Origin of the sequence: Brevibacterium antiquum, from assembly GCF_016107655.1 — a bacterium.
GTDB classification, from domain to species: Bacteria; Actinomycetota; Actinomycetes; order Actinomycetales; family Brevibacteriaceae; genus Brevibacterium; species Brevibacterium antiquum.
Window position 1 is genome coordinate 454,389 of record NZ_JABASX010000002.1, and the last position, 18,916, is coordinate 473,304.

At 62.5% G+C, this 18,916-nt stretch carries 16 protein-coding genes; 13 read left to right on the forward strand and 3 right to left on the reverse strand.

Annotated features, from left to right (window positions below; all coding sequences use genetic code 11):
- Positions 1-70 precede the first annotated feature (70 nt).
- The 4 genes from JFC13_RS05280 (at position 71) to JFC13_RS05295 (ending at position 3,799) form a co-directional block, all read left to right on the forward strand.
- On the forward strand, positions 71-1,159 hold the full coding sequence (locus JFC13_RS05280) for a dipeptidase (RefSeq protein WP_232488199.1): 1,089 nt from the start codon (positions 71-73) through the stop codon (positions 1,157-1,159).
- Positions 1,156-1,866: a type 1 glutamine amidotransferase gene (locus JFC13_RS05285; RefSeq protein ID WP_198396035.1), complete on the forward strand. Its 711-nt coding sequence runs from the start codon at positions 1,156-1,158 to the stop codon at positions 1,864-1,866. The genes JFC13_RS05280 and JFC13_RS05285 overlap by 4 nt, the downstream gene beginning before the upstream one ends.
- Positions 1,867-1,905: 39 nt before the next feature.
- The gene (locus JFC13_RS05290) at positions 1,906-3,336 is read left to right on the forward strand and encodes an APC family permease (protein WP_198396036.1); all 1,431 of its coding nucleotides are present in this window, start codon (positions 1,906-1,908) and stop codon (positions 3,334-3,336) included.
- A gap of 67 nt (positions 3,337-3,403) precedes the next feature.
- Entirely contained in the window at positions 3,404-3,799 is a 396-nt protein-coding gene (locus tag JFC13_RS05295; RefSeq protein ID WP_198396037.1) for a universal stress protein, read from the forward strand.
- A gap of 254 nt (positions 3,800-4,053) precedes the next feature.
- Here the strand turns inward: JFC13_RS05295 and JFC13_RS05300 are convergent, their stop codons facing one another.
- Positions 4,054-5,058, reverse strand: a complete 1,005-nt coding sequence (locus JFC13_RS05300; protein WP_198396038.1) for an NAD(P)/FAD-dependent oxidoreductase — start codon at positions 5,056-5,058, stop codon at positions 4,054-4,056.
- A gap of 111 nt (positions 5,059-5,169) precedes the next feature.
- Here JFC13_RS05300 and JFC13_RS05305 point away from each other — a divergent pair, with 111 nt between their 5' ends.
- From JFC13_RS05305 to JFC13_RS05320, 4 genes are all read left to right on the forward strand, one after another.
- On the forward strand, positions 5,170-5,844 hold the full coding sequence (locus tag JFC13_RS05305) for a helix-turn-helix domain-containing protein (RefSeq protein WP_198396039.1): 675 nt from the start codon (positions 5,170-5,172) through the stop codon (positions 5,842-5,844).
- 226 nt (positions 5,845-6,070) lie between these two features.
- A complete protein-coding gene (locus JFC13_RS05310; RefSeq protein ID WP_198396040.1) occupies positions 6,071-8,383 on the forward strand; it encodes an HNH endonuclease signature motif containing protein in 2,313 nt (770 codons plus the stop codon).
- A gap of 175 nt (positions 8,384-8,558) precedes the next feature.
- Positions 8,559-9,638: an LLM class flavin-dependent oxidoreductase gene (locus JFC13_RS05315; protein WP_198396103.1), complete on the forward strand. Its 1,080-nt coding sequence runs from the start codon at positions 8,559-8,561 to the stop codon at positions 9,636-9,638.
- 371 nt (positions 9,639-10,009) lie between these two features.
- Positions 10,010-11,101, forward strand: a complete 1,092-nt coding sequence (locus JFC13_RS05320; RefSeq protein WP_232488200.1) for a C40 family peptidase — start codon at positions 10,010-10,012, stop codon at positions 11,099-11,101.
- Positions 11,102-11,497: 396 nt separating this feature from the next.
- Here the strand turns inward: JFC13_RS05320 and pepN are convergent, their stop codons facing one another.
- Positions 11,498-14,380 carry an aminopeptidase N gene (gene pepN, locus JFC13_RS05325; RefSeq protein WP_198396041.1) on the reverse strand — a complete coding sequence of 961 codons (2,883 nt, stop codon included), beginning with the start codon at positions 14,378-14,380 and terminating at the stop codon, positions 11,498-11,500.
- A gap of 30 nt (positions 14,381-14,410) precedes the next feature.
- Between pepN and JFC13_RS05330 the strand changes: the two genes are divergently transcribed.
- Positions 14,411-15,613 carry an FUSC family protein gene (locus JFC13_RS05330; RefSeq protein ID WP_232488201.1) on the forward strand — a complete coding sequence of 401 codons (1,203 nt, stop codon included), beginning with the start codon at positions 14,411-14,413 and terminating at the stop codon, positions 15,611-15,613.
- A gap of 14 nt (positions 15,614-15,627) precedes the next feature.
- Here JFC13_RS05330 and JFC13_RS05335 read toward each other — a convergent pair whose 3' ends face one another.
- Positions 15,628-16,230, reverse strand: a complete 603-nt coding sequence (locus JFC13_RS05335; protein WP_198396042.1) for a helix-turn-helix domain-containing protein — start codon at positions 16,228-16,230, stop codon at positions 15,628-15,630.
- A 65-nt stretch (positions 16,231-16,295) separates the two neighbouring features.
- Between JFC13_RS05335 and JFC13_RS05340 the strand changes: the two genes are divergently transcribed.
- The 4 genes from JFC13_RS05340 to JFC13_RS05355 all read left to right on the forward strand — a co-directional run bounded on the left by JFC13_RS05340 (position 16,296) and on the right by JFC13_RS05355 (position 18,907).
- On the forward strand, positions 16,296-17,117 hold the full coding sequence (locus tag JFC13_RS05340) for an AzlC family ABC transporter permease (protein ID WP_198396043.1): 822 nt from the start codon (positions 16,296-16,298) through the stop codon (positions 17,115-17,117).
- On the forward strand, positions 17,114-17,554 hold the full coding sequence (locus JFC13_RS05345) for an AzlD domain-containing protein (protein WP_198396044.1): 441 nt from the start codon (positions 17,114-17,116) through the stop codon (positions 17,552-17,554). The genes JFC13_RS05340 and JFC13_RS05345 overlap by 4 nt, the downstream gene beginning before the upstream one ends.
- A 171-nt stretch (positions 17,555-17,725) precedes the next feature.
- Positions 17,726-18,055, forward strand: a complete 330-nt coding sequence (locus JFC13_RS05350) for a DUF2516 family protein (RefSeq protein ID WP_198396045.1) — start codon at positions 17,726-17,728, stop codon at positions 18,053-18,055.
- Positions 18,056-18,076: 21 nt separating this feature from the next.
- Positions 18,077-18,907 carry an alpha/beta fold hydrolase gene (locus tag JFC13_RS05355; RefSeq protein WP_198396046.1) on the forward strand — a complete coding sequence of 277 codons (831 nt, stop codon included), beginning with the start codon at positions 18,077-18,079 and terminating at the stop codon, positions 18,905-18,907.
- Positions 18,908-18,916 lie beyond the last annotated feature (9 nt).

The following is an 18,916-nucleotide window of genomic DNA, read 5'->3' on the forward strand; positions in this document are numbered from 1 at the left end:
TTCGGCACCTGAGACCGCACAGTTTTCCACCCAACCCACCGACGATCATCCGAACTGAAGGAGCACACTCATGACATACGACGTCTTCGACGGCCACAACGACCTCGCCTGGTACCTGCGGGAGGAACGTGACTACAGCGTGGACGGCCTCAACGACCCCAAGGTCTCGCCCTTCACCACAATGGACCAGCTGCGGGAAGGCAGCGTCGCGGCGCAGTACTGGTCGGTCTACGTCCACTCCTCGATCACCGGCGCGGATGCGATCAAGGCGACGTGGGAACAGATCGACGCAGTGCAGCGCGTCGTCACGAGCTACCCGGAACGGCTCCAGTTCGCCCGCACCGCCGCCGAGGTGGTCGCCGCCCGGGAGGCCGGAAAGGTGGCCTCGCTGATGGGCGTCGAAGGCGGGCAGCAGATCGACGAGTCACTGGCCGTGCTCCGTTCCTATGCGCGCGCCGGATCCCGGTACATGACCCTGACGTGGTCGACGACGCACTCCTGGGCGGATTCGGCCACGGACGAACCGCAGCACGGTGGCTTAAGCTCCTTCGGCCGTGAGGTCGTGGCGGAGATGAACCGGATCGGCATGATCGTCGACCTCTCACACGTCGCGCCCAGCGTCATGCACCAGTCTCTGGACATCACCACCCTGCCGGTGATCTTCAGCCACTCGTGCGCGTTCGGTCTCAACCCGCATCCGCGAAACATCCCCGATGACGTCCTCGACCGGGTGCCCGGCAACGGGGGAGTGGCGATGATGACCTTCGTGCCCTCCTTCGTCTCGAACGCGCGCCGCGAATGGGTCGATGCCGGGGAGAACGGCACCGCCCCCGAGGTGACCGTGGCCGATGTCGCCGATCACTGCGATTACGTACGCGAACGGATCGGTATCGACCATATCGGCCTGGGCGGGGACATCTGCGGTGTCGATGAGCTGCCGACCGGCCTCGGCGACGCCGGGCAGTACCCGGCCCTGTTCTCGGAACTGAGTTCACGTGGCTGGTCGGACTCCGATCTGCACAAGCTCGGCTTCGACAATGCGATGCGGGTCCTCGAAGCGCACGAGGACGCCTACACGCGCTTCCTGGGGACCTCGGCGGGATCGGGGAGTACAGCAGGGACGGGTCGGACGGCCACCTCGGCGGGGGAATCAGCATGACCAGGCTGCTCGTCATCGTCAACCACATCGAATCCCAGCCGGGACTCCTCACGCAGTGGATGATCAGCGAGAACATCGAGTTCGACCTGCGCATCGGCGGCGTATCGCGACTGCCGGAACCCAGCGCTCTGAGCGGCTATGACGGGCTGATCATGCTCGGCGGCGGATATATGCCCGATGAGACCGATAGGGCGCCCTGGCTGAAAGCCGAGGCGCGACTGTCACGGCATGCGCTGGAGACGGATCTGCCGCAGTTCGGCATCTGTCTGGGCGGGCAGCTCATCGCCCACGTCATCGGCGGGGATGTGCGGGCGCAGACTGGAGCGCCGGAGAAGGGGTACACCTGGATCGACATGACGGAGGACGCGGCACAGGACCCGGTATTCTCCAGCATCGGAAAACGCGCGGCCTTCGTCGAGAGTCATGTCGACCGGATCGTCGACCTTCCGGATGAGGCAACCCTGCTTGCGACCAGTACAGCCTGCCGATTTCAGGCGTTTCGGATCGGCAATGCGTGGGGTACACAATTCCATCCCGAGTCGACAGGCGAGAATATACGCAGCTGGGACGCGGAAAAACTGCAAGAATTGGGGTTCAATAAGGACACGCTCCTCGAACAGGCCGAGGAGCGCGGCGAGGATAGCCGGAGGGACGCGAAGGCGCTCCTGACAGCCTTCCTCGACGTGGTCCGCAGCAGACAACAGTGATCCCGACGCGGCGATCGCGGACGACATGGAGGAACCATCGTGAGTACTAGCAACAGCACCGCCGAGGCGAGTCCGGGGTCTGGGGGCCAGCCGGAGACCCTGAAGCGGGTCATGGGCCCCAAGCTTCTGCTTCTCTTCATCGTCGGCGACATCCTCGGCACGGGTGTCTACGCGCTGACGGGGAAGGTAGCCGGTCAGGTAGGAGGTGCCGGCTGGGTACCGGTCATCCTCGCCTTCAGCATCGCCGCGATCACGGCATTCTCCTACATGGAGCTCGTCACCAAGTACCCGCACGCCGCTGGTGCCGCGCTCTACACGCACAAGGCGTTCGGAGTTCACTTCGTCACCTTCCTCGTCGCCTTCGCCGTCCTCAGCTCCGGAATCACCTCGGCGTCAACTGCGTCGACGGTGTTCGCGGAGAACATGGCTGCCGGCTTCGGCTGGGATCTCCCTGTCACGGCCACGATGTGGATCGCGGTCGGGTTCCTCGCGCTTGTCGCGGCGATCAACCTCCGCGGTGTGAGTGAGAGCGTATGGTTCAACGTGGTCCTGACCACGATCGAGCTCACCGGCCTGCTGTTGGTCATCCTCGTCGGGTTCTTCGCCCTCGGTTCGGGCAGCGCCGACTTCTCACGGGTGATGATCTTCGAGACCGCCGACGACAAGAGCATCTTCCTGGCGGTCACCGCGGCCACCTCGCTGGCGTTCTTCTCGATGGTCGGATTCGAAGATTCTGTGAACATGGTCGAGGAGACCAAGGACCCACAGGTCTTCCCGAAGATCATGCTCAGTGGTCTGACGATCACCGGCATCATCTACGTGCTGGTGTCGATCGTGGCCGTCGCCGCCGTACCGATCGGTGTGCTCAAGGAGAGCAAGACGCCGTTGCTCGAAGTCTTCGAAGCCGGTGCCCCGGGCCTGCCGATCGACGAGATCTTCCCGTTCCTGACCATGTTCGCGGTCGCGAACACGGCACTGATCAACATGCTCATGGCCAGCCGCCTGCTGTACGGGATGTCGAAGCAGAACGTGCTGCCACCGGTGTTCGCCAAGGTTCTCAAGGGGCGCCGCTCACCCTGGGTGTCGATCCTCTTCACCACCCTCATCGCCTTCGCTCTCATCATCGCCGTCTCCACCTTCCTGCCGGAGACCGTGATCGCCTCCCTGGGCGGAACCACGTCGCTGCTGCTTCTGGCCGTCTTCGCAGTCGTCAATTGCGCGGTCCTCGTGCTGCGCAAGAAGACTGTCGAGCACAAGCACTTCCGCGCCCCCACCTTCCTGCCGTGGCTGGGCGTCTTCACCTGCTTGTTCCTCGTCGGGCCGTGGGCCCGACTCGATGACCTCATCCAGTACCAGATCGCGGTGGCGCTGATCGGCATCGGCGTCGTCCTCTGGGCGATCACCTGGCTGTGGAACCGCTCGGTCAAGGGCGCGAGCACCAAGTTCCGCAATCCCGAGGAACTCACATGATCGCAGTACTCTCAGAAGGTTCAATCCTGAGAAAAGGTTCAATCCTGACAACAAGTGAAGGTGAAAAATGACTGTCGTCGTGGGCTACGTCAACAATCCAGCAGGCCATGCGGCCCTTGACAGGGGCATTGCAGAGGCGAAGAGGGACAACCTTGACCTGGTCGTCGTCAACGCCTCCCGCTCATCCGATCGCAGCGATGCCTACCGCCTCGGCGAGGGGGAGATCAAGTCGGTCCAGGACTACCTGTCACGCTCCGGTGTGCAGGCGCAGGTGCTGACGCGTGGCAGCGAGTACGACCCCGCAGAGCAGATTCTCGATGCCGCCGCCGAGGTGGGGGCTCAGCTGATCGTGCTCGGCACCCGGAAGCGGACACCGGTTGGGAAGTTCCTCCTGGGGTCGACGATCCAACGGGTCATCCTCGAAGCCGTCTGCCCTGTCCTCTGTGTGAAGGCCAGTCACTGACCTGAGCCCGCCGGAGTGGGGCGTCCCACGACGGCGGATGGCACGGTGGCCGGGTGCCTCGGCGGCCTGGGCACCTCGATGGTCGGGTAACTCGACGACCGGGGCGTCTCGACGGTAGGGTCACCTCGGCGGCCGGGTGACTCGACGGCCAGGTCGTCTCGACAGTTGGGCCACCTCGGCGGCCGGGTGACTCGACGGCCAGGTCGTCTCGCAGTGACCGTGTTCGGCACGTGAAATCGGGCCGGGGGTGATTGCTACGAGACTGAGCTCATGATGAGTTCGGCGTTGACCTGCGCACCGACCAGGACACCGCTGGCCGCGCTCGCCACCACCATGGCCGAGATGTCCGCGCTGTTTCCCACCGCCCAGACTCCGGGTACATCTGTGGCGCCGTTCGCCTCGGCGGGTATGGACGAGCCCATGCCGGTCGGATGGTCGACGACGGTGCCGCCGAGCTGCTCGAAGATCTCGCCGTTCGCCCGGAAGTAGGGCCCTACGGCCAGAGCGTCGAAAGTCACGCTGTCGTTGTCGCGCAGCGTGACGACGGTGCCGGCCTCGGTGCGTTCCACCGCTTCGACTGCCGAGTCGACGTAGGCGATGCCAAGCAAGTCGAGCATTCTCCTCTGCGCCTCATCCGGTGCCGGAGCATTGTGTCGCAGGAAGGTCACGCGGTCGCTGAGCTGGGAGAACATCATCGCCTGGTGGTATGACATGGCGGTAGTGCCGATGATGCCGATATTCTGCCCGCGAACCTCGTAGCCGTGGCAATAGGGGCAGTGAAGGACGGTCTCGCCCCACCCATCGGCCAGCCCCGGGATGTCGGGGAGCACGTCGGTGAGCCCGGTCGCGATGACGATTCGCTTCGCCTCGATGGAGATTCCCTCCGATGTCTCGAGGAAGAAGCCAAGCGCCTCTGGTGCCTGCGTCCTATTATTGGCGCTGAGGACTGTGGCGTCGATGAACTGGACTCCATATGCTTCGGCCTCCTGACGCCCCTTGGATAGGAGGTCGATCGGATTGACGCCCTCATGGCCGAGGACGTTGTGAGCGTGAGCGCTCGCCGCGTTGCGTGGGGAACCGGCGTCGATGACGATGACGCTGCGAAGCGAGCGAGCCAAAGCGATCGATGCGGCCAGACCACCGGCGCCTCCGCCGATGATGGCCACCTCGACGATGAGCTTCTGCTGGCTGGGCAGGTTTGGCTGACGCTGCTGTGAGGGGTGCGGCTGAGTCTGCGGAATGGGGTCTGTTTCTGACATAGCAGTCCTTGGCTCGGGGGTGAGGAAGCGGGTACTTCTGCAGTCTCACCCTTCAAGCTGCCGAAGCGCAAGCCTGTTTGCAGAACTGGCAAATTCTGGCAGTAGTGATCCATGATTGAGGATGCATCGCAGGAATCGAACACAGGCAGACGGGCGAGCGACCGGTCTGGGCCGCTGGGCACTCGTCAGCTCGGTGCGAAATCTGAGGGGGTCAGCCCACAGGAGGCTATTCAGCAGTCACTCGCCGGTGTCGGCGCCCGCCTGCGAAATCTTCGTCAGGAGCAGGGGTGCACCCTCGAGGAGGTGGCCGATTTGGTCGGGATGTCACTGAGTACCTTGTCGCGTCTGGAGTCTGGAAAGCGGAAGCCCAGCCTGGAGCTGCTCCTTCCTTTGGCGGGCATCTACGGGCTGCCACTCGATGAGCTCGTCGGAGCGCCGCCGATCGGAGACCCGCGAATTCACATCACGCCACAGAAGATCAATGGTCAGACCGTCCTGCCGCTGAGCCGAGGTTCCATCGGAGTTCAAGCGTTCAAGTACATCGTCGACGGCAAACAGATGCCGAAGCTCGGCGCGCTGAAAACGCACCCCGGATTCGAATGGGTCTACGTGATCAGAGGCAGGCTCAGTCTGATTATGGGTGACAAATCGATGACCCTGGACGCGGGGGAAGCTGCTGAATTCGACACCCATACCCCGCAATGGTTCGGAAGCGCGGAGGCGTCCGGCGTCGAGTATCTGAGCCTTTTCGGACCGGAGGGGCAGCGCGTCCACCTCAGAAAATGAGTTCGCCGAGGTTGCTTCAGGGTCGGGTTGTGACCGGGAAGGTCGGTCGATCAATGGCCTCATCTGCTCTGATTCCAGATCTGAAGAATCAAACTACAGAAGGGCGTCGAATAGTCCGATGATGATCCCAAAAGAATAGAACACAACTATAGACGGGATGTCTGTGGTGGGAGTAAAATTGGAATCAAGCGGACAACACGGCAGTTGACGAACGGATTCCGAGATCATGACGCTCACCCCCGACCGCAATCGACACAAGAAGAATGGGCATGGCGAACCAGCCTCTCCCGCTGTGCCTGGTGGGGAAGACGAGGTGGGCCAGGGATCTCCCACCTATCGAGAGCTTCTGCGTGATGCAGGCTTCGACCTTGATGGTCACCCATTGGCAGATCGCTTCGATGACGTAGCCATGCCGCCCCCGAACGATTTCGAATTCGCCGACGCGTATCATCCTGCCGAGCCTGCGGAACGAGCCGAATCGACAAAATCTGCGGAATCCTCCGAGTGGACAGAGCCTTACGAGGTTCGTGAGTCGATCGATCCCGCACGAGCCGATGAGTTCACAGACGCTGAGCGACGAGCCCGTTGGAGTGGCCGCAACCCGTGGGAGGCGAGCGTTGATGATTCGGATGCGCAGGCCGAACTCAAGCGTCGTGCAGCAGAGATCGACGCTGAAAAAGAAGAGTGGATGCAAAGGAAGTCCGAGGAAGCTGAGGCCGAGCGCAGTGCCAGTGAGGACACCTCGGAAAATAGCGAAGACGACGACTGGGCAGTCTTCCTGGGTCAGCAGTCTACGGATGAATCGAATGGCGGAGAATCTCCGAACCGTTCAAGGCTTACGAGCGAGACCGACTCTGATTCGGTTCGAGGTGGCGCCGCCGACTGCGACTCTGCTCCGCTTGGTGGCTCCGATTCAGATGTCGCCTCTGCTCCGGAGCATCCTCTTCTTGACGAGCACGCCTGGGTGAGTTTGGAGCGTATCGCTCCGGAAGTTGCGAACAGCGTTCACGGACTTCGGTCCCTCGTCGGTGACCTCGAATCGTTCAATCGTCCGATGGGTCCCGACGACGCGATAACGGTGTTGGATGGGCTGGAGGCAGTCAACAGGTTGGTCGAATCACTCTCAGTCGTGACTCTCTCCGTCTTCGAACGGGTGGGAACCCCTCGAGACTATGGGGCGAAGTCGACGAAGGCGCTGGTCCAGAACCGCCTCAACATCTCCGAAAGAGAGGCCTACCGTCGATCTGAGCTGGCTGAGAAACTGGGCAATCAGGTCAATTTCAGCGGCCAGTCAATCGGGCCGAAGTTTCCTGTGGTGTCCCAGGCCCTGCGACGCGGATCGCTCTCATCAACACAGGCGAGCACAATCATCGGTTGCCTGAAAGACTTGCCACTTCGAGTGAGTCCGGAGGATCAGTTCGAAGCGGAGAGAATCCTGGTTGAAAAGGCTCCGACTGTGCGTGTGAAGGACATCCAGCAGCTATTCAACGAGATTCTCGCTTGGCTCGATCCGGATGGCGAGCTGCCAGATGAAGCCCCAAAGCGTGATGAACTCTCAGTCAGCCTGCGTCAGCGAAAAGACGGAACCTGGGCGCTGAAGGGAGTCCTCGATCCCGTAACGGGCGGCATCATGAGCGGACACCTCACATCGAGGATCAAAGCCGACCACAGAGAGACTTCAAGTTCTGACCAGCAGCAAGATTCGGCCACAGACTCAGACTCGATTTCCGCCGGAAGCATCTCGGCGGCGGACCAAGAGGTGGTCGACGTATTCAGCCAGGTTCTGCGAGGCGATCGCTCAGACGCAGTTGACCCCTCGCTGGAGCTCGGCTTCGACCATCAAATGGGTGACTGGCAGCGCGAGGCGAAGGATGAACGCGCCACTGATGACCGTGACGTTCCGCCCGGATATGGAGTGAGGGAAGACGGCTCGACGGTGGCTATGGCCGGTCGCCAACCGAGCGTGAAGAACAAGATCTATGAACGGTTCGCCACAATGATCGGACGGATCGAAATGAATCGAGTGATGGCGGGTGCGCCCTTCGCGCTCGTGGTCACAGCGAAAGCTGAGGACCTTGCGAAGCAGTCTGGTCGTGCTGTCACCGACGCAGAGGCATCATTTCCGATGCAAACAGCCTCCTACGAAGGACTGAACGGCTCGGTGTTCTTCCACCTCATGGGAGAGAAGACGAAGAGTATGGAGCTTGCCACCGAGAGACGGTTCGCCACCTCGAAGCAATTGGCGATTCTCTCCAGCAGAGACCAAGGCTGCACATTCCCCGGTTGTGACACCCCACCCGGATGGTGCGATGCACACCATATAGTTCCGTGGGCGAACGAAGGCAGGACCGATGTCAATAATCTGACATTGGCATGTGGATCCCATCACCACCTGATCGACGATTCGGATTGGCACACCGTGATGCTCAAGGATGGGCGCCCGGCATGGGTGCCGCCTGCGACGATCGATCCCGCCAGACGCCCGATCTTGCACGCACGATTCATTGCAAAAGAGATCACCGATACTCTCTTCGACTAGTGCTGGCTTAGCGGGGCAGGGGAGAAGTGTGCGTCGCCTGAAGTCTGCCACTGTCTGATGTCTGTCTCCGCCAGATATGCCAGGGGTGCGGTCACCAGGACGTGAGCAAGGTCAAGCGGTGCAGTCCCAGGTCACGTGGGGAATGAGGAATGAAGCTGTTGAGACAGCTGTTGCCATGGTTATGGAGCTTTCTATTCTTGACCTTGTGCCGGTCCGTGTCGGACAGAGCACCTCAGATTCATTCGCTGCCTCCCACGAACTGATTCAGTCCGCGGACAAACTGGGGTACACCCGCTATTGGGTTGCCGAACACCACAACATGCCATCGATCGCGTCAACGATGCCCGGCGCCGAACTCATGTACCTCGGCCAGGGAACCGAGCGCATTCGCCTCGGATCCGGCGGCGTGATGCTGCCCAACCACGCTCCGCTGGCAGTAGCGGAACTCTTCTCCCTCCTCTCGGCGGTCTACGGTGACCGCATCGACCTGGGGATCGGACGGGCACCCGGCACCGATCCGATCACCTCGGCGGCTATGAGGGGACACCTCGGCGAAGGTCGAATGGTCGATAGGGAGGGGCGAACAGTCGATCCCGTCGAACAATTCCCGCAGCACGTCATCGACACGTTGAGCCTGATGAAGCCCGAAGGTCTGCACGTTCCGCTCCATGGCGGCCGTGAGCACGTCCTGCATGCGACTCCTGCCGCCGTGCCGGGAACACAGCCATTGCCGTGGCTGCTCGGCTCATCCGGCTACTCCGCCCGACTAGCTGCCCAGCTCGGCATGCCCTACGTGTTCGCCAACCACTTCGCGGCGGGTGCCACGACCGGAATGAAGATCTATCGTGACAACTTCACCCCGGGTGCGTACGGCGACAAGCCGCAGACCTTCGTCACGGTCAATGCAGTGGTCTCGCCGACTGAGGAAGAAGCGCAGCTGCGCTCCGAGCCGTTCCTGTTGCAGATGTCTCGCCTGCGAACCGGCGGACGAATGGAACCTTTGCGCTTGGCCGGCGATGACGTGCGATCAATCAGGACCGACCAGGAACGTATGGTCGGTGAAGAGATGTCTGAGAACTGGATCATCGGCGACGCCAAATCCGCCAAAGCCCAGCTCGAAGAGCTCGCCAGTCGTTTCGAGGTCGACGAGATCATGATCCAGCCCGTCGCAGGAGCAATGGAAGGTGAAGGTCTCCGCCAGGACGCTGCGAGGATCCAATCGCTTGAGCTTCTGGCCGCTGAGCTCCTCAACTGAAGGCACCAGGTCTGAGCTGACAGCTGCGGCCTGGCCTGAACACCCGATCTAGAACTGAAGGCGGCGCACCGAAATTGGGAGGCCGCCTTCAGCTGCAATGCTCGTCCGAAGTCTCATCTCTGTATCGATTGGGACAAGGGCACTTCTTTTCAACGTGGCATCGCGATATCCTGCCACAGTGTCGACATTGTCGTCTGCTTCCGAGTGGGCGGTAATATTGGCACTGTGCGGCGCTTCGATGCGCATGGGTTCGATCGATGTCGACCACAGACTTCGATACCGGTCGATGCCATGGGTGGCGGAGCACGCATACCGAATGACGTTCGGAGACTTCCCCCACGCGGGAGTGACACCCGCAGACCGAAAGAGAAATGATGCGTACCAAAATTGCTGTTTCGGCGGCACTTGGGCTCGGACTTGTATTCGGCGCAGGAGCTCCTGCGCTGTCGAGCAACCTGACGTCGACCGATGAAGAATCTGCAACGGACTTGGCAGCTGCAGTCGTCCCGGGCCAGGAGCTTGAGCGGATCACCGACGGAAAGATCGAAAAGGGCGAAACCGCCTACGTCGATGTCACTGTCGCCACCCTGTGGACCGATTCGAAAGCGCCCCGGAAGGTCGACAAGCCTGCCCTCGGCCATCCAGTCGACCTCGACAAATGGAACAAGAATCTCAAGAAGACCGATGTGCGACGCGGTCTGACCGGCAAGGTCGAGACGCAAGCCGCATACGGTTCCGAAGTCACTGTCCTCAAAACCAAGGGCGACTGGGCCAAGGTTGCGGTCAAGGATCAATCGACGTCCAAGAACAAGAAGGGCTACCCGGGCTGGGTGCCGAAGAAGCAGCTTGTCGAGAACGACCGATTCGGGCAGCTCAAGGACGACCAGCCCCGCGCGGTCGTGACGAAGAAGAAGAGTGAACTCGAAGGTATTGAGTTCACCAAGGACACCGGTGCGGATGTCAGCTTCAACGTCGATCTTCCGCTCATTGCCCAAGACGTCGATGATGTGCGCGTGGCGCTCCCCGGTGGCGGTGCAGCGTGGATCGACTTCGACGACGTCGCCGTCTACGACACCGGTGGCAAGCCAGCGAAGCCCAGTGGCTCTGACCTCGTCAAGACTGCGAAGCAGTTCGACGGATTGCGTTACCTGTGGGCCGGAGTCTCGCCCTACGGCTTCGACTGCTCGGGCTTCACCTACAGCATCTACCGGGCCCATGGCATCGACATTCCCCGTGACTCGGGAGAGCAGGCCACCGCCGGTAAGAAGGTCTCCGAAGGTGACCTCAAAGCAGGCGATCTGCTGTTCTTCTCGACCAGCTCGGGCACCGTCCATCACGTCGGAATGTACGTCGGCGACGGCAAGATGATCCATTCGCCCAACGCGTCCAAAGACGTCTATGTCACCGACTGGAAGTCGTGGGACACCGGCAATGAGTTCTCCGGAGCTCGCCGAATCATCTGAGCTCGGCATTGAGCGGTTGGCTGATTCCGGCCGACACCGATGTCGCAGTCATTGACGTCGCAAGTGCTGACGTCGCAAGTGCTGACGGCGCAAGACAGAGCGAAGGCCGATGCCCCACTTGAAATGGGGAATCGGCCTTCGCTCTGTCTCGTCATGCACCTGCCCGGTCGCTGCGGAAGAGGCAGCAGTCCTGGCTCCGGTTAGGCGGCAACAGCCGCCCGGTCAGGCCCACTGAGCTGACTTGTCAGGCCCGCTGGGTCGCCTGGTCTGGCCCGCCGAACGGCCCTGTCTGGCCCGCCGAACGGCCCTGTCTGGCCCGCTGAGCTGACCTGTCTGGCCCACCGGTTCGTCCGGTGGCCCGCCGAAGAGACAGACAGGCCCACTCGAGGGGACAGGTCAGTGGCGTGAGCTCTGGGTCGATTTGAGATAGATCGCTCGGGCCAGATCGTCGCGTCGTTCGATGAGCAGCCGACGCAGCGCAGCCGGAGCATCGCTGTGCGCGGCCAACCAGGCATCGGTCTTCTCAACCGCTGCCTCTTCATCAACCGACCAACGAGGGTAGAGCCCGAGGACCAGGCGCCTGGCGATCTCGATCGAATTATCGGCCCAGAAGCCGGCAAGCCGCGCGAAGTACTCATCGACATAGTTTTCGATGAGCGGCATCGACGTGGGAGCCACAAAACCGGAGATGATGGCCGTGAGCACATCATTGCTCAGTGCCGCCGCCTCGTTGATGACCTCCCATGCGCGGATCTTCACGATGGGCAGCGGCATGGCCGCACTTGCAGTCTCGGCATGGAGGCGACCCGATGAACTGGGATCTGACTGGTTCTCTCGCGCGATGTCGGTCTGGTCGGCCCAGCCCAGGCACACGAGCGCGGTCAGAGCATTCCATCGCAGGGCATGATCATTGAGCAGTCCCTTGAACGGCAGAGACGCCGCAGCGTGGTCCGGAGCATCAGATCCAGTCCCGGAAGCCCCAGTCCCGGAAGCCCCAGTCCCGGAAGCCCCAGTCCCGGAAGCCCCAGTCCCGGAAGCCCCAGTCCCGGAAGCCCCAGTCCCGGAAGCCCCAGTCCCGGAAGCCCCAGCCTCGGAACTCCCAGACCCAACAGGTTCAGACGGTGCACTCAGATGGTCGATCTCTTCGCCGACGGGAACAGCGAGGATCTGCGACGCGAAGCCGCGGCCCATCGCGATCGCGGGACTTGCCCCAAAGCAACGAGCCGTGCGCGAGGTGAGAGCAAGAACCAGGTTCGCCAGATGAAGCTGAGCGTCCGAGCCTGACTTGGCCGTCGCCAATGCGTCAAGAGCGGCGCCCAACAGCCCGGTGATTGCGGTCTCGAAATTCCTCGCCGAGACCCACTGGTCCAGGCAGGTCAGCGCCGTCTGGCTCAGGCCTGCCATGATGCCGGCATGGCTCTCTTTGCCCAGGCTTCGGGCATAAGCCGTGAGATATCGCTGCACGGGAAGGAGACCATCGCGAACCGCATTTTCCAAGGCTGACCACACCAATGCCCGTGAAAGCGGATCCGCGATCCGGGACACCGACCTGATCGCGGCCTCCGTCGATGCCGGATCCAAGCGCACGCGCGCATAGTCGTGATCGGAGTAGTTCACCAGCGTGATATCGCCGAGGGTGCGTCCAGCGAGCTGCTCCACCTCAGCCGACTGGGTGGAGAAGTCGAAGGAGAAGGAATCGATCGGGACCAGCTTGCGTCCCTTTCGTCCCAACGTGGCGATCTCGAGCGTGTGCGGACGCAGCAGCTCGGCACCGCGAGCCGAATCGGCCTGAGTGATCTTCGCACTGGTGATGCTTGCTCGGCCTGAGCCCCGCGCAGACGGTGAGGCATCGTTGGACGTCGTCAGTTCCAATGACAGTTCGGAGACGCCGGAGGTGCCCAGCCATGCGCTGGCCCAGCTGGCGATGTCCCGGTCTGGGGCCGCCTCGGCGAGGCATTCGAGGAAGTCTGCGAGCTCGGTATTGCGGTAGTCGAAGCGCTTGAAGTACAGGCGCGAGCCGGCGAAGAACGCCTCCCGGCCGACGAAGGCCACGAGCTGCTTGAGCACGGACGCGCCCTTGGCGTAGGTGATGCCGTCGAAGTTGAGCTTCGCAGCCTCGACGTCGGGGATGTCGGCGACGATCGGGTGCGTGGTCGGATAGAGGTCCTGCGTGTACGCCCACGCCTTGCGACGCAGCGCGAAGGTCACCCAGCCGTTGGTGAAACGGGTCGCCTCGGCCAGCGCCAGCCCGCCCATGTAGTCGGCGAACGACTCCTTGAGCCACAGGTCGTCCCACCACTTCATGGTCACCAGGTCGCCGAACCACATGTGCGCCATCTCGTGCAGGATCACGTTCGCCCGCGACTCGTAGTTCGCGTCGGTGACCTTGTCCCGGAAGATCAGACTGTCGGTGAACGTGACCAGACCCGGATTCTCCATGGCGCCGAGGTTGTACTCCGGAACGAAGATCTGATCGTATTTGCCCCACGGGTACGGATAGTCGAATTCGCCAGTGAAGAAGTCCAACCCGGCCTTCGTGATCGAGAAGATATCGGAGGCGTCGAGGTGGTCGACGAGGCTGGCGCGCGTCCATGCGCCCAACGCCACGACCTCACCGGTCGAGGGATCCGTCCAGTGGTCGGTTGCACCTTCGTAGGGACCTGCGGTGATGCACGTGATGTAGCTCGACTGTCGCAGCGTCGGAGCGAAATGATGAGTGATCGCGGGGGAGTCCGTATCGACAGGCCCCTGGCTCGTCTCCTGGCTCGGTCCGCGACTCGTCTCGGGGCGGTTCGACAGAACCTGGAAGTGCTCGGGGGCCGTGACGTTGAAGATGAACTCTGCCTTGAGATCCGGCTGGTCGAAGTTCGCGAACACACGGCGGGCATCGGTCGGTTCGTACTGAGTGTAGAGATAGACCTTGCCGTCGGCAGGGTCGGTGAAGCGGTGCAGTCCCTCTCCCGAGGTGGAGTAGTAGGCCTGTGCCTCGATCGTCAGGGTGTTCTTCCCCGTGCGGATGGGCAGTCCCACGCGTGCGCCGTCGAACACCTCGGCGGGGTCGAGGATCTCATCATTGAGCTCGGCGAATGTGACCGAGTCCGCGATCAGGTCGATGAATGTGCGGCACTCGGTTCGGGCGGTGAACTCGACGACGGTACGGGAGAGGTACGTCGGAGCTCCGGTCTCGGCATTGCTGACGTCGATATCGACGGTGTAAGTCGAGACATCGAGCACTTGAGTGCGGCTCTGCGCTTCATCTCGGGTCAGGTTGGTTGTCATTCATAGCCTCCTCGGCGCACAGACTTTAGCATGTCACAATTCCGGTACGCTGGGTACAGCGAAGGCGAGCACGAAGGGAGTCTGATGGCGAAGTCCGAGGTCAGAGAACTGCCCCAGCGCGCCTTCAACACTCTGGTGCATCGATCTCGGATGGGTCTCAGGCGTGTGCAGGCCAACGCCGGGCAGCTGATCCAGATCCCGATCGCCGCCACCGCGGCCTATGCCTTCTGCGTCTACGTCCTCGGCCACCCATATCCGTTCCTCGCGGCCGTCGCCTCAGCCGTCGGCATCGGGCCGGTCGCCGACCGTCGACTGCGCCGAGCCATGGAGATCGGTTTCGGTGCGACCTTCGGCGTGCTCGTGGGCGAGCTCCTCGTCAACGTCTACGGCACAGGGATCTGGCAGCTCACACTGACGCTGGCCATCGGCCTCTTCATCGGCACTATGCTGAATTCCGGTGGCATCTTCATCACCCAGATCGCCGTCCAATCCGTCTACGTCGTCGTGGTCCCTGCCACCGCCACCTCTCTGCCGTTTCCCCGCACCCTTGATGCCCTCACCGGGTCCGTGTGTGCAATCCTTCTCGCCCTCATCCTTCCGCGCGATGCCCGCAAGGTCCCGCGTGGTCTTGCCGCGAGCATGCTCGACGAGATCAGTGCAGTCCTGCAGATGATGGCGCGGGCGCTGCAGGAGTCCGACGTCGCACTCGCTAAACGGGCGCTGACGCGGGCTCGAGAGACCCAGGACATCATCGATTCCTGGGGTTCCTCGCTCAAGATCTCGAGGGAAGCGGCGAAGATCAATGCCAGAGGCAGGCGTCATTCCGCCGAGGTGACCAGGCTGTCCCGTGCACACACCCATGCCGATCGTGCCATGCGCACCATTCGCGTCATCGCTCGCAGGGTCGTGGGCATCACCGAATTCGGTGTGGAGAAGCCGATCATCGCCGGCTATGTGGATTCGCTGTCCGAAGGGTCGAAGAAGCTCGAAGTCGCGCTGCGCAGAGGAACCGATCGGGCGCTGGCAGAAGCTGCGTTGGCCGAGGCCGCTTCCAGCCTTGATCCCCGTGCGGAGGAGAGTTGGGATATCCACGACGAGTCCCTTGTGCTGTTGCTGCGCCCGGTCGCGGTGGACCTCCTCGAAGCCTGCGGGCTGACCAATGAGGCCGCCCAGAACCGGCTCCCCTCGCTCAGTGAAGACACACGAGATACGGACGAACCGCCCGCGGAGTGATTGAGTCGCGGACCTCAGCGGCTCTCGACGATGAACACGACGGTCGTCTCCGGTCTGAGCGCCGTGAACTGGTGCGGCTGATCGCCCGGATAGGTCAGGTAGTCGCCGACGTGAAGCTCGTAGGACTGCCCGAGCACCTCGATGCGCGCCGCCCCCTGCCCCAGGATCACATGCTCGATAGTGCCGACAGGGTGCGGCTGTGAGTTTCGCGGCTGACCCGGTTCGGCCTGAATGAAATAGACGTCGCGCCGCGCATTCGCCGGCGATGCTGAGAGCAGAGTCGCAGCATAGTTCGCAGTGTTCGACGGCAGGCTGGGCAGATCCTTGGCATGCAGGAGCGCGACTTCGTGCTGCGGAGGAGCGAGCAGTTTGGCCAGTGGGATGTCGAGCGCGGCTGCCAGAGCCCACATCGTCTCGACGCTGGGATTGCCGGTGCCTGCCTCCAGCCCGGACATGGTCGATTTTCCGATCCCCGCCCGACGGGCAACTGCGGAGAGCGAGAGGTTCGCGCGCATCCGCTCTCGTCTGATTGCGATTGCGATCTGCTCACGAGGCGTCGGGCCAGCCGGTGGCTCACCGGATCCGGTAGGTGCCTCATCTCGTGGTTGAGAACTCATGAGTTCACTATAGCGACATAACGTTCCAGTTGACGAACGATTCGTGAGTGTGCACTATATAGAACATGAGTTCTGTGTTTCGCACGATCGATCGGGTCCTTCCGGGCTCGACCTATCGTGACGTCATTATCGTCACGATCACGATCATCGCGGTCGCTCTGTCCTATGGGGCCATCTCCGCGGTGTCCGGATTCCCGTGGTGGCAGACGCTTCTGCTGGCGATGTTCGCCCTCGGCGGTGCAGCGGAATTCACCTTCGTCGGCGTGATCGCAGCAGGCGGAGCGCCGGTCCTTGCAGTGCTGGCGGGCCTGCTGGTCAACTCTCGCAACTTCGCCTTCGGCATGGCCGTTGGGCCGTTCTTTCCGCAGGACTGGCGCGCACTCCTCGCAGCGCACTGGATCAACGACGAATCTATCGCCGTATCGCGAACCGTCAGCACCGACCGGGCACGGTGGCATGCCTTCCTCCTCATGGGTGCGGCCATCGCCGTGATGTGGCCGAGCGGGGCCATGGTCGGCCAGTGGCTCGGCAGCGTCATCGACGCCGACCTCCTCGGCCTCGATGCGGCCTTCCCGATCATCCTCTTCTGCCTCATCCGCGGCGACCTGAAGAGCAGGACCACACTGTCGCTCACAGTCGTCGGAATCCTCATCTCGATCCTCCTCACTCCGCTCCTTCCGCTCGGACTCGGAGCTGTGACCTCTCTGTCGGTGTTCGTGTTCGTGGCAGTCGGCTGGTCGATCAGGTCAATCATCAGGAAGCGCCGAGGTGGTGCCGCCCAGACAGATCCCAGTGGAGCCGGCGATCGCAGCGGTATTGACGATCGCAGTGGTGTTGACGATCGCAGTGGTGTTGACGATCTCGATCGACAGGAGGGGAGCCGATGAGCCCGGTCAGCTTTCTCATCGCACTCGCCGCGTTGAGCATCGGAACCTATGCCATGCGCTTCGCCGGTGTGAAGCTCGGTGCGGCGATCGCAACGAAGGGCAAACGGCGACAGCTCGTGACCGCCTCGGCGGGGGCAGACGGAACCGCGGGAACGAACAGCACTGCACGATCGAACAGCCCCGTGGAACTCACGGGGGAGTCGGAAGGCGACTCGACGGCGACGGTGACGAAGTGGATGGATCGGGCGACGGTCGTTCTCATCGGTGCAGTCTTCGCGACGACGGCGATCTTCGATGGCCAGGACATCGCGGACCCCGCACGGCTCATCGGCGTCGGTGTGGGAGTCCTGGCCTCGATCCTGCGAGTGCCGATGCTCATCTGTGTGCTGCTGGGCATGGGTGTCTGCGCAGGCATCCGAATGACAGGGATCCTGTGAACGCCGGCCATGGTGTGAAGGTGTGACCGCCAGCGCGCCGTGCTGCCTCAGTATCGTGTCCTCGCAGCGCTGAGGCGGTTCATGTGCGGAGAGTGATCCGACGGTGGGGATTCGCCCAGGATCCGAGCCGTCCCCGTGCCGGGTAGAGCTGCGATTGCTAGGGTGGATGCTATGGAAATAATTGCCGGCGTTCAGCAGATGGTCTTTCTCGCCTTGTCCGTCGCCGCCTTCGGCCTCCAGCTGTGGGCGTTCATCGACTGCCTCCGCTACAAGGACGAGAACTACCGCGCCGTTGACAAGCAGAGCAAGAAGTTCTGGGTCATCCTCCTCGGCGTCGGTCTCGCGCTCGCACTCATCGCGCTTCCGCCCATGGGCATGCGCATCATCTTCCTCAACCTGATCGCACTCGTCGCCGGCATCGTCTACCTCACCGACGTCCGGCCGAAGATCAAGGCCATCGACCCGCGCAGTCGCAAACAAAATCGGCACCACTGGCGCTGAGAAGGCGACGAACACGCGCAGATGACAAACGACCTCAATCTCCCGGGCCCCGATTCGGACTACATCGCCACCTTCGGCAGCGGTGACCCCCACACACTCTTCGGCCACGGATTTGCCGGCGCGATCCGCGACACCCGTCCCTTCGGCACAGGCATCACCGGCACCAAGCATTTCCTCCACCTGCCCGGCCACGGCGGCCGCCCCTCACCTGGCTCGGGATGGAACTACGGCCACATCGCCGAGGTGCTGGCACAGGCCCTGACGTCCACCTCGGCAACGCAGGCCCTCGGCGTCTCTATGTCCGCCGGTGGGCTCCTCAGACTGCTTGGCACCAGTCATCCGGCGACCCGGAACCTCGAGAAGGTCGCGCTCGTGCTCCCGGCATCATTCACCGGATTCTCCGCCGAGGTGGCCGATGCGAACCGCGGCTACCTGGAGCGACTGCGTGATCTGGTGGCCGCCGGTGACGTTGAGTCCATTACGGACCTGATGCTGTCTCGCGAACCCACCGAGGTGGCCGAGCTCCTGCCGGCCAGAGCCTGGACGAAGACGAAGGCCGAAAATCTCGTCAATACGGACATGTCCGACGGGGTCGGCTTGGCTCTCGAGATCGCCGTCGACGAGAGCGCAGGCGATGTGAGCACGGGCCATGACCCGCTGAGTGCGCTGGCTCGGTTCCCGGGGGAAGTGCTCGTGCTCACCCACGAGGATGACCCTGCCCATCCGGTCGAGGTCGCCGAGGCGATTGCGGCAGCGATTCCCGAGGCTCGCTTTGAAGTCCTGCCAGCGGGATCGATCCTGTGGCGCGGGCGCCACGAAGTTCGCCGGATCCTCGGCGAGTTCTTTGGCTAAACTGTCACC

Bases quoted from the DNA above. Each gene is read 5' to 3' on its own strand.
- JFC13_RS05315 (WP_198396103.1), top strand. From the start codon at position 8,559: ATGGTTATGGAGCTTTCTATTCTTGACCTTGTGCCGGTCCGTGTCGGA.
- JFC13_RS05300 (WP_198396038.1), bottom strand. From the start codon at position 5,058: ATGTCAGAAACAGACCCCATTCCGCAGACTCAGCCGCACCCCTCACAG.
- JFC13_RS05285 (WP_198396035.1), top strand. From the start codon at position 1,156: ATGACCAGGCTGCTCGTCATCGTCAACCACATCGAATCCCAGCCGGGA.
- JFC13_RS05355 (WP_198396046.1), top strand. From the start codon at position 18,077: ATGACAAACGACCTCAATCTCCCGGGCCCCGATTCGGACTACATCGCC.
- JFC13_RS05320 (WP_232488200.1), top strand. From the start codon at position 10,010: ATGATGCGTACCAAAATTGCTGTTTCGGCGGCACTTGGGCTCGGACTT.
- JFC13_RS05350 (WP_198396045.1), top strand. From the start codon at position 17,726: ATGGAAATAATTGCCGGCGTTCAGCAGATGGTCTTTCTCGCCTTGTCC.
- JFC13_RS05280 (WP_232488199.1), top strand. From the start codon at position 71: ATGACATACGACGTCTTCGACGGCCACAACGACCTCGCCTGGTACCTG.
- JFC13_RS05310 (WP_198396040.1), top strand. From the start codon at position 6,071: ATGACGCTCACCCCCGACCGCAATCGACACAAGAAGAATGGGCATGGC.
- JFC13_RS05335 (WP_198396042.1), bottom strand. From the start codon at position 16,230: ATGAGTTCTCAACCACGAGATGAGGCACCTACCGGATCCGGTGAGCCA.
- JFC13_RS05330 (WP_232488201.1), top strand. From the start codon at position 14,411: ATGTCACAATTCCGGTACGCTGGGTACAGCGAAGGCGAGCACGAAGGG.
- JFC13_RS05305 (WP_198396039.1), top strand. From the start codon at position 5,170: ATGATTGAGGATGCATCGCAGGAATCGAACACAGGCAGACGGGCGAGC.
- JFC13_RS05295 (WP_198396037.1), top strand. From the start codon at position 3,404: ATGACTGTCGTCGTGGGCTACGTCAACAATCCAGCAGGCCATGCGGCC.
- JFC13_RS05345 (WP_198396044.1), top strand. From the start codon at position 17,114: ATGAGCCCGGTCAGCTTTCTCATCGCACTCGCCGCGTTGAGCATCGGA.
- JFC13_RS05340 (WP_198396043.1), top strand. From the start codon at position 16,296: ATGAGTTCTGTGTTTCGCACGATCGATCGGGTCCTTCCGGGCTCGACC.
- pepN (WP_198396041.1), bottom strand. From the start codon at position 14,380: ATGACAACCAACCTGACCCGAGATGAAGCGCAGAGCCGCACTCAAGTG.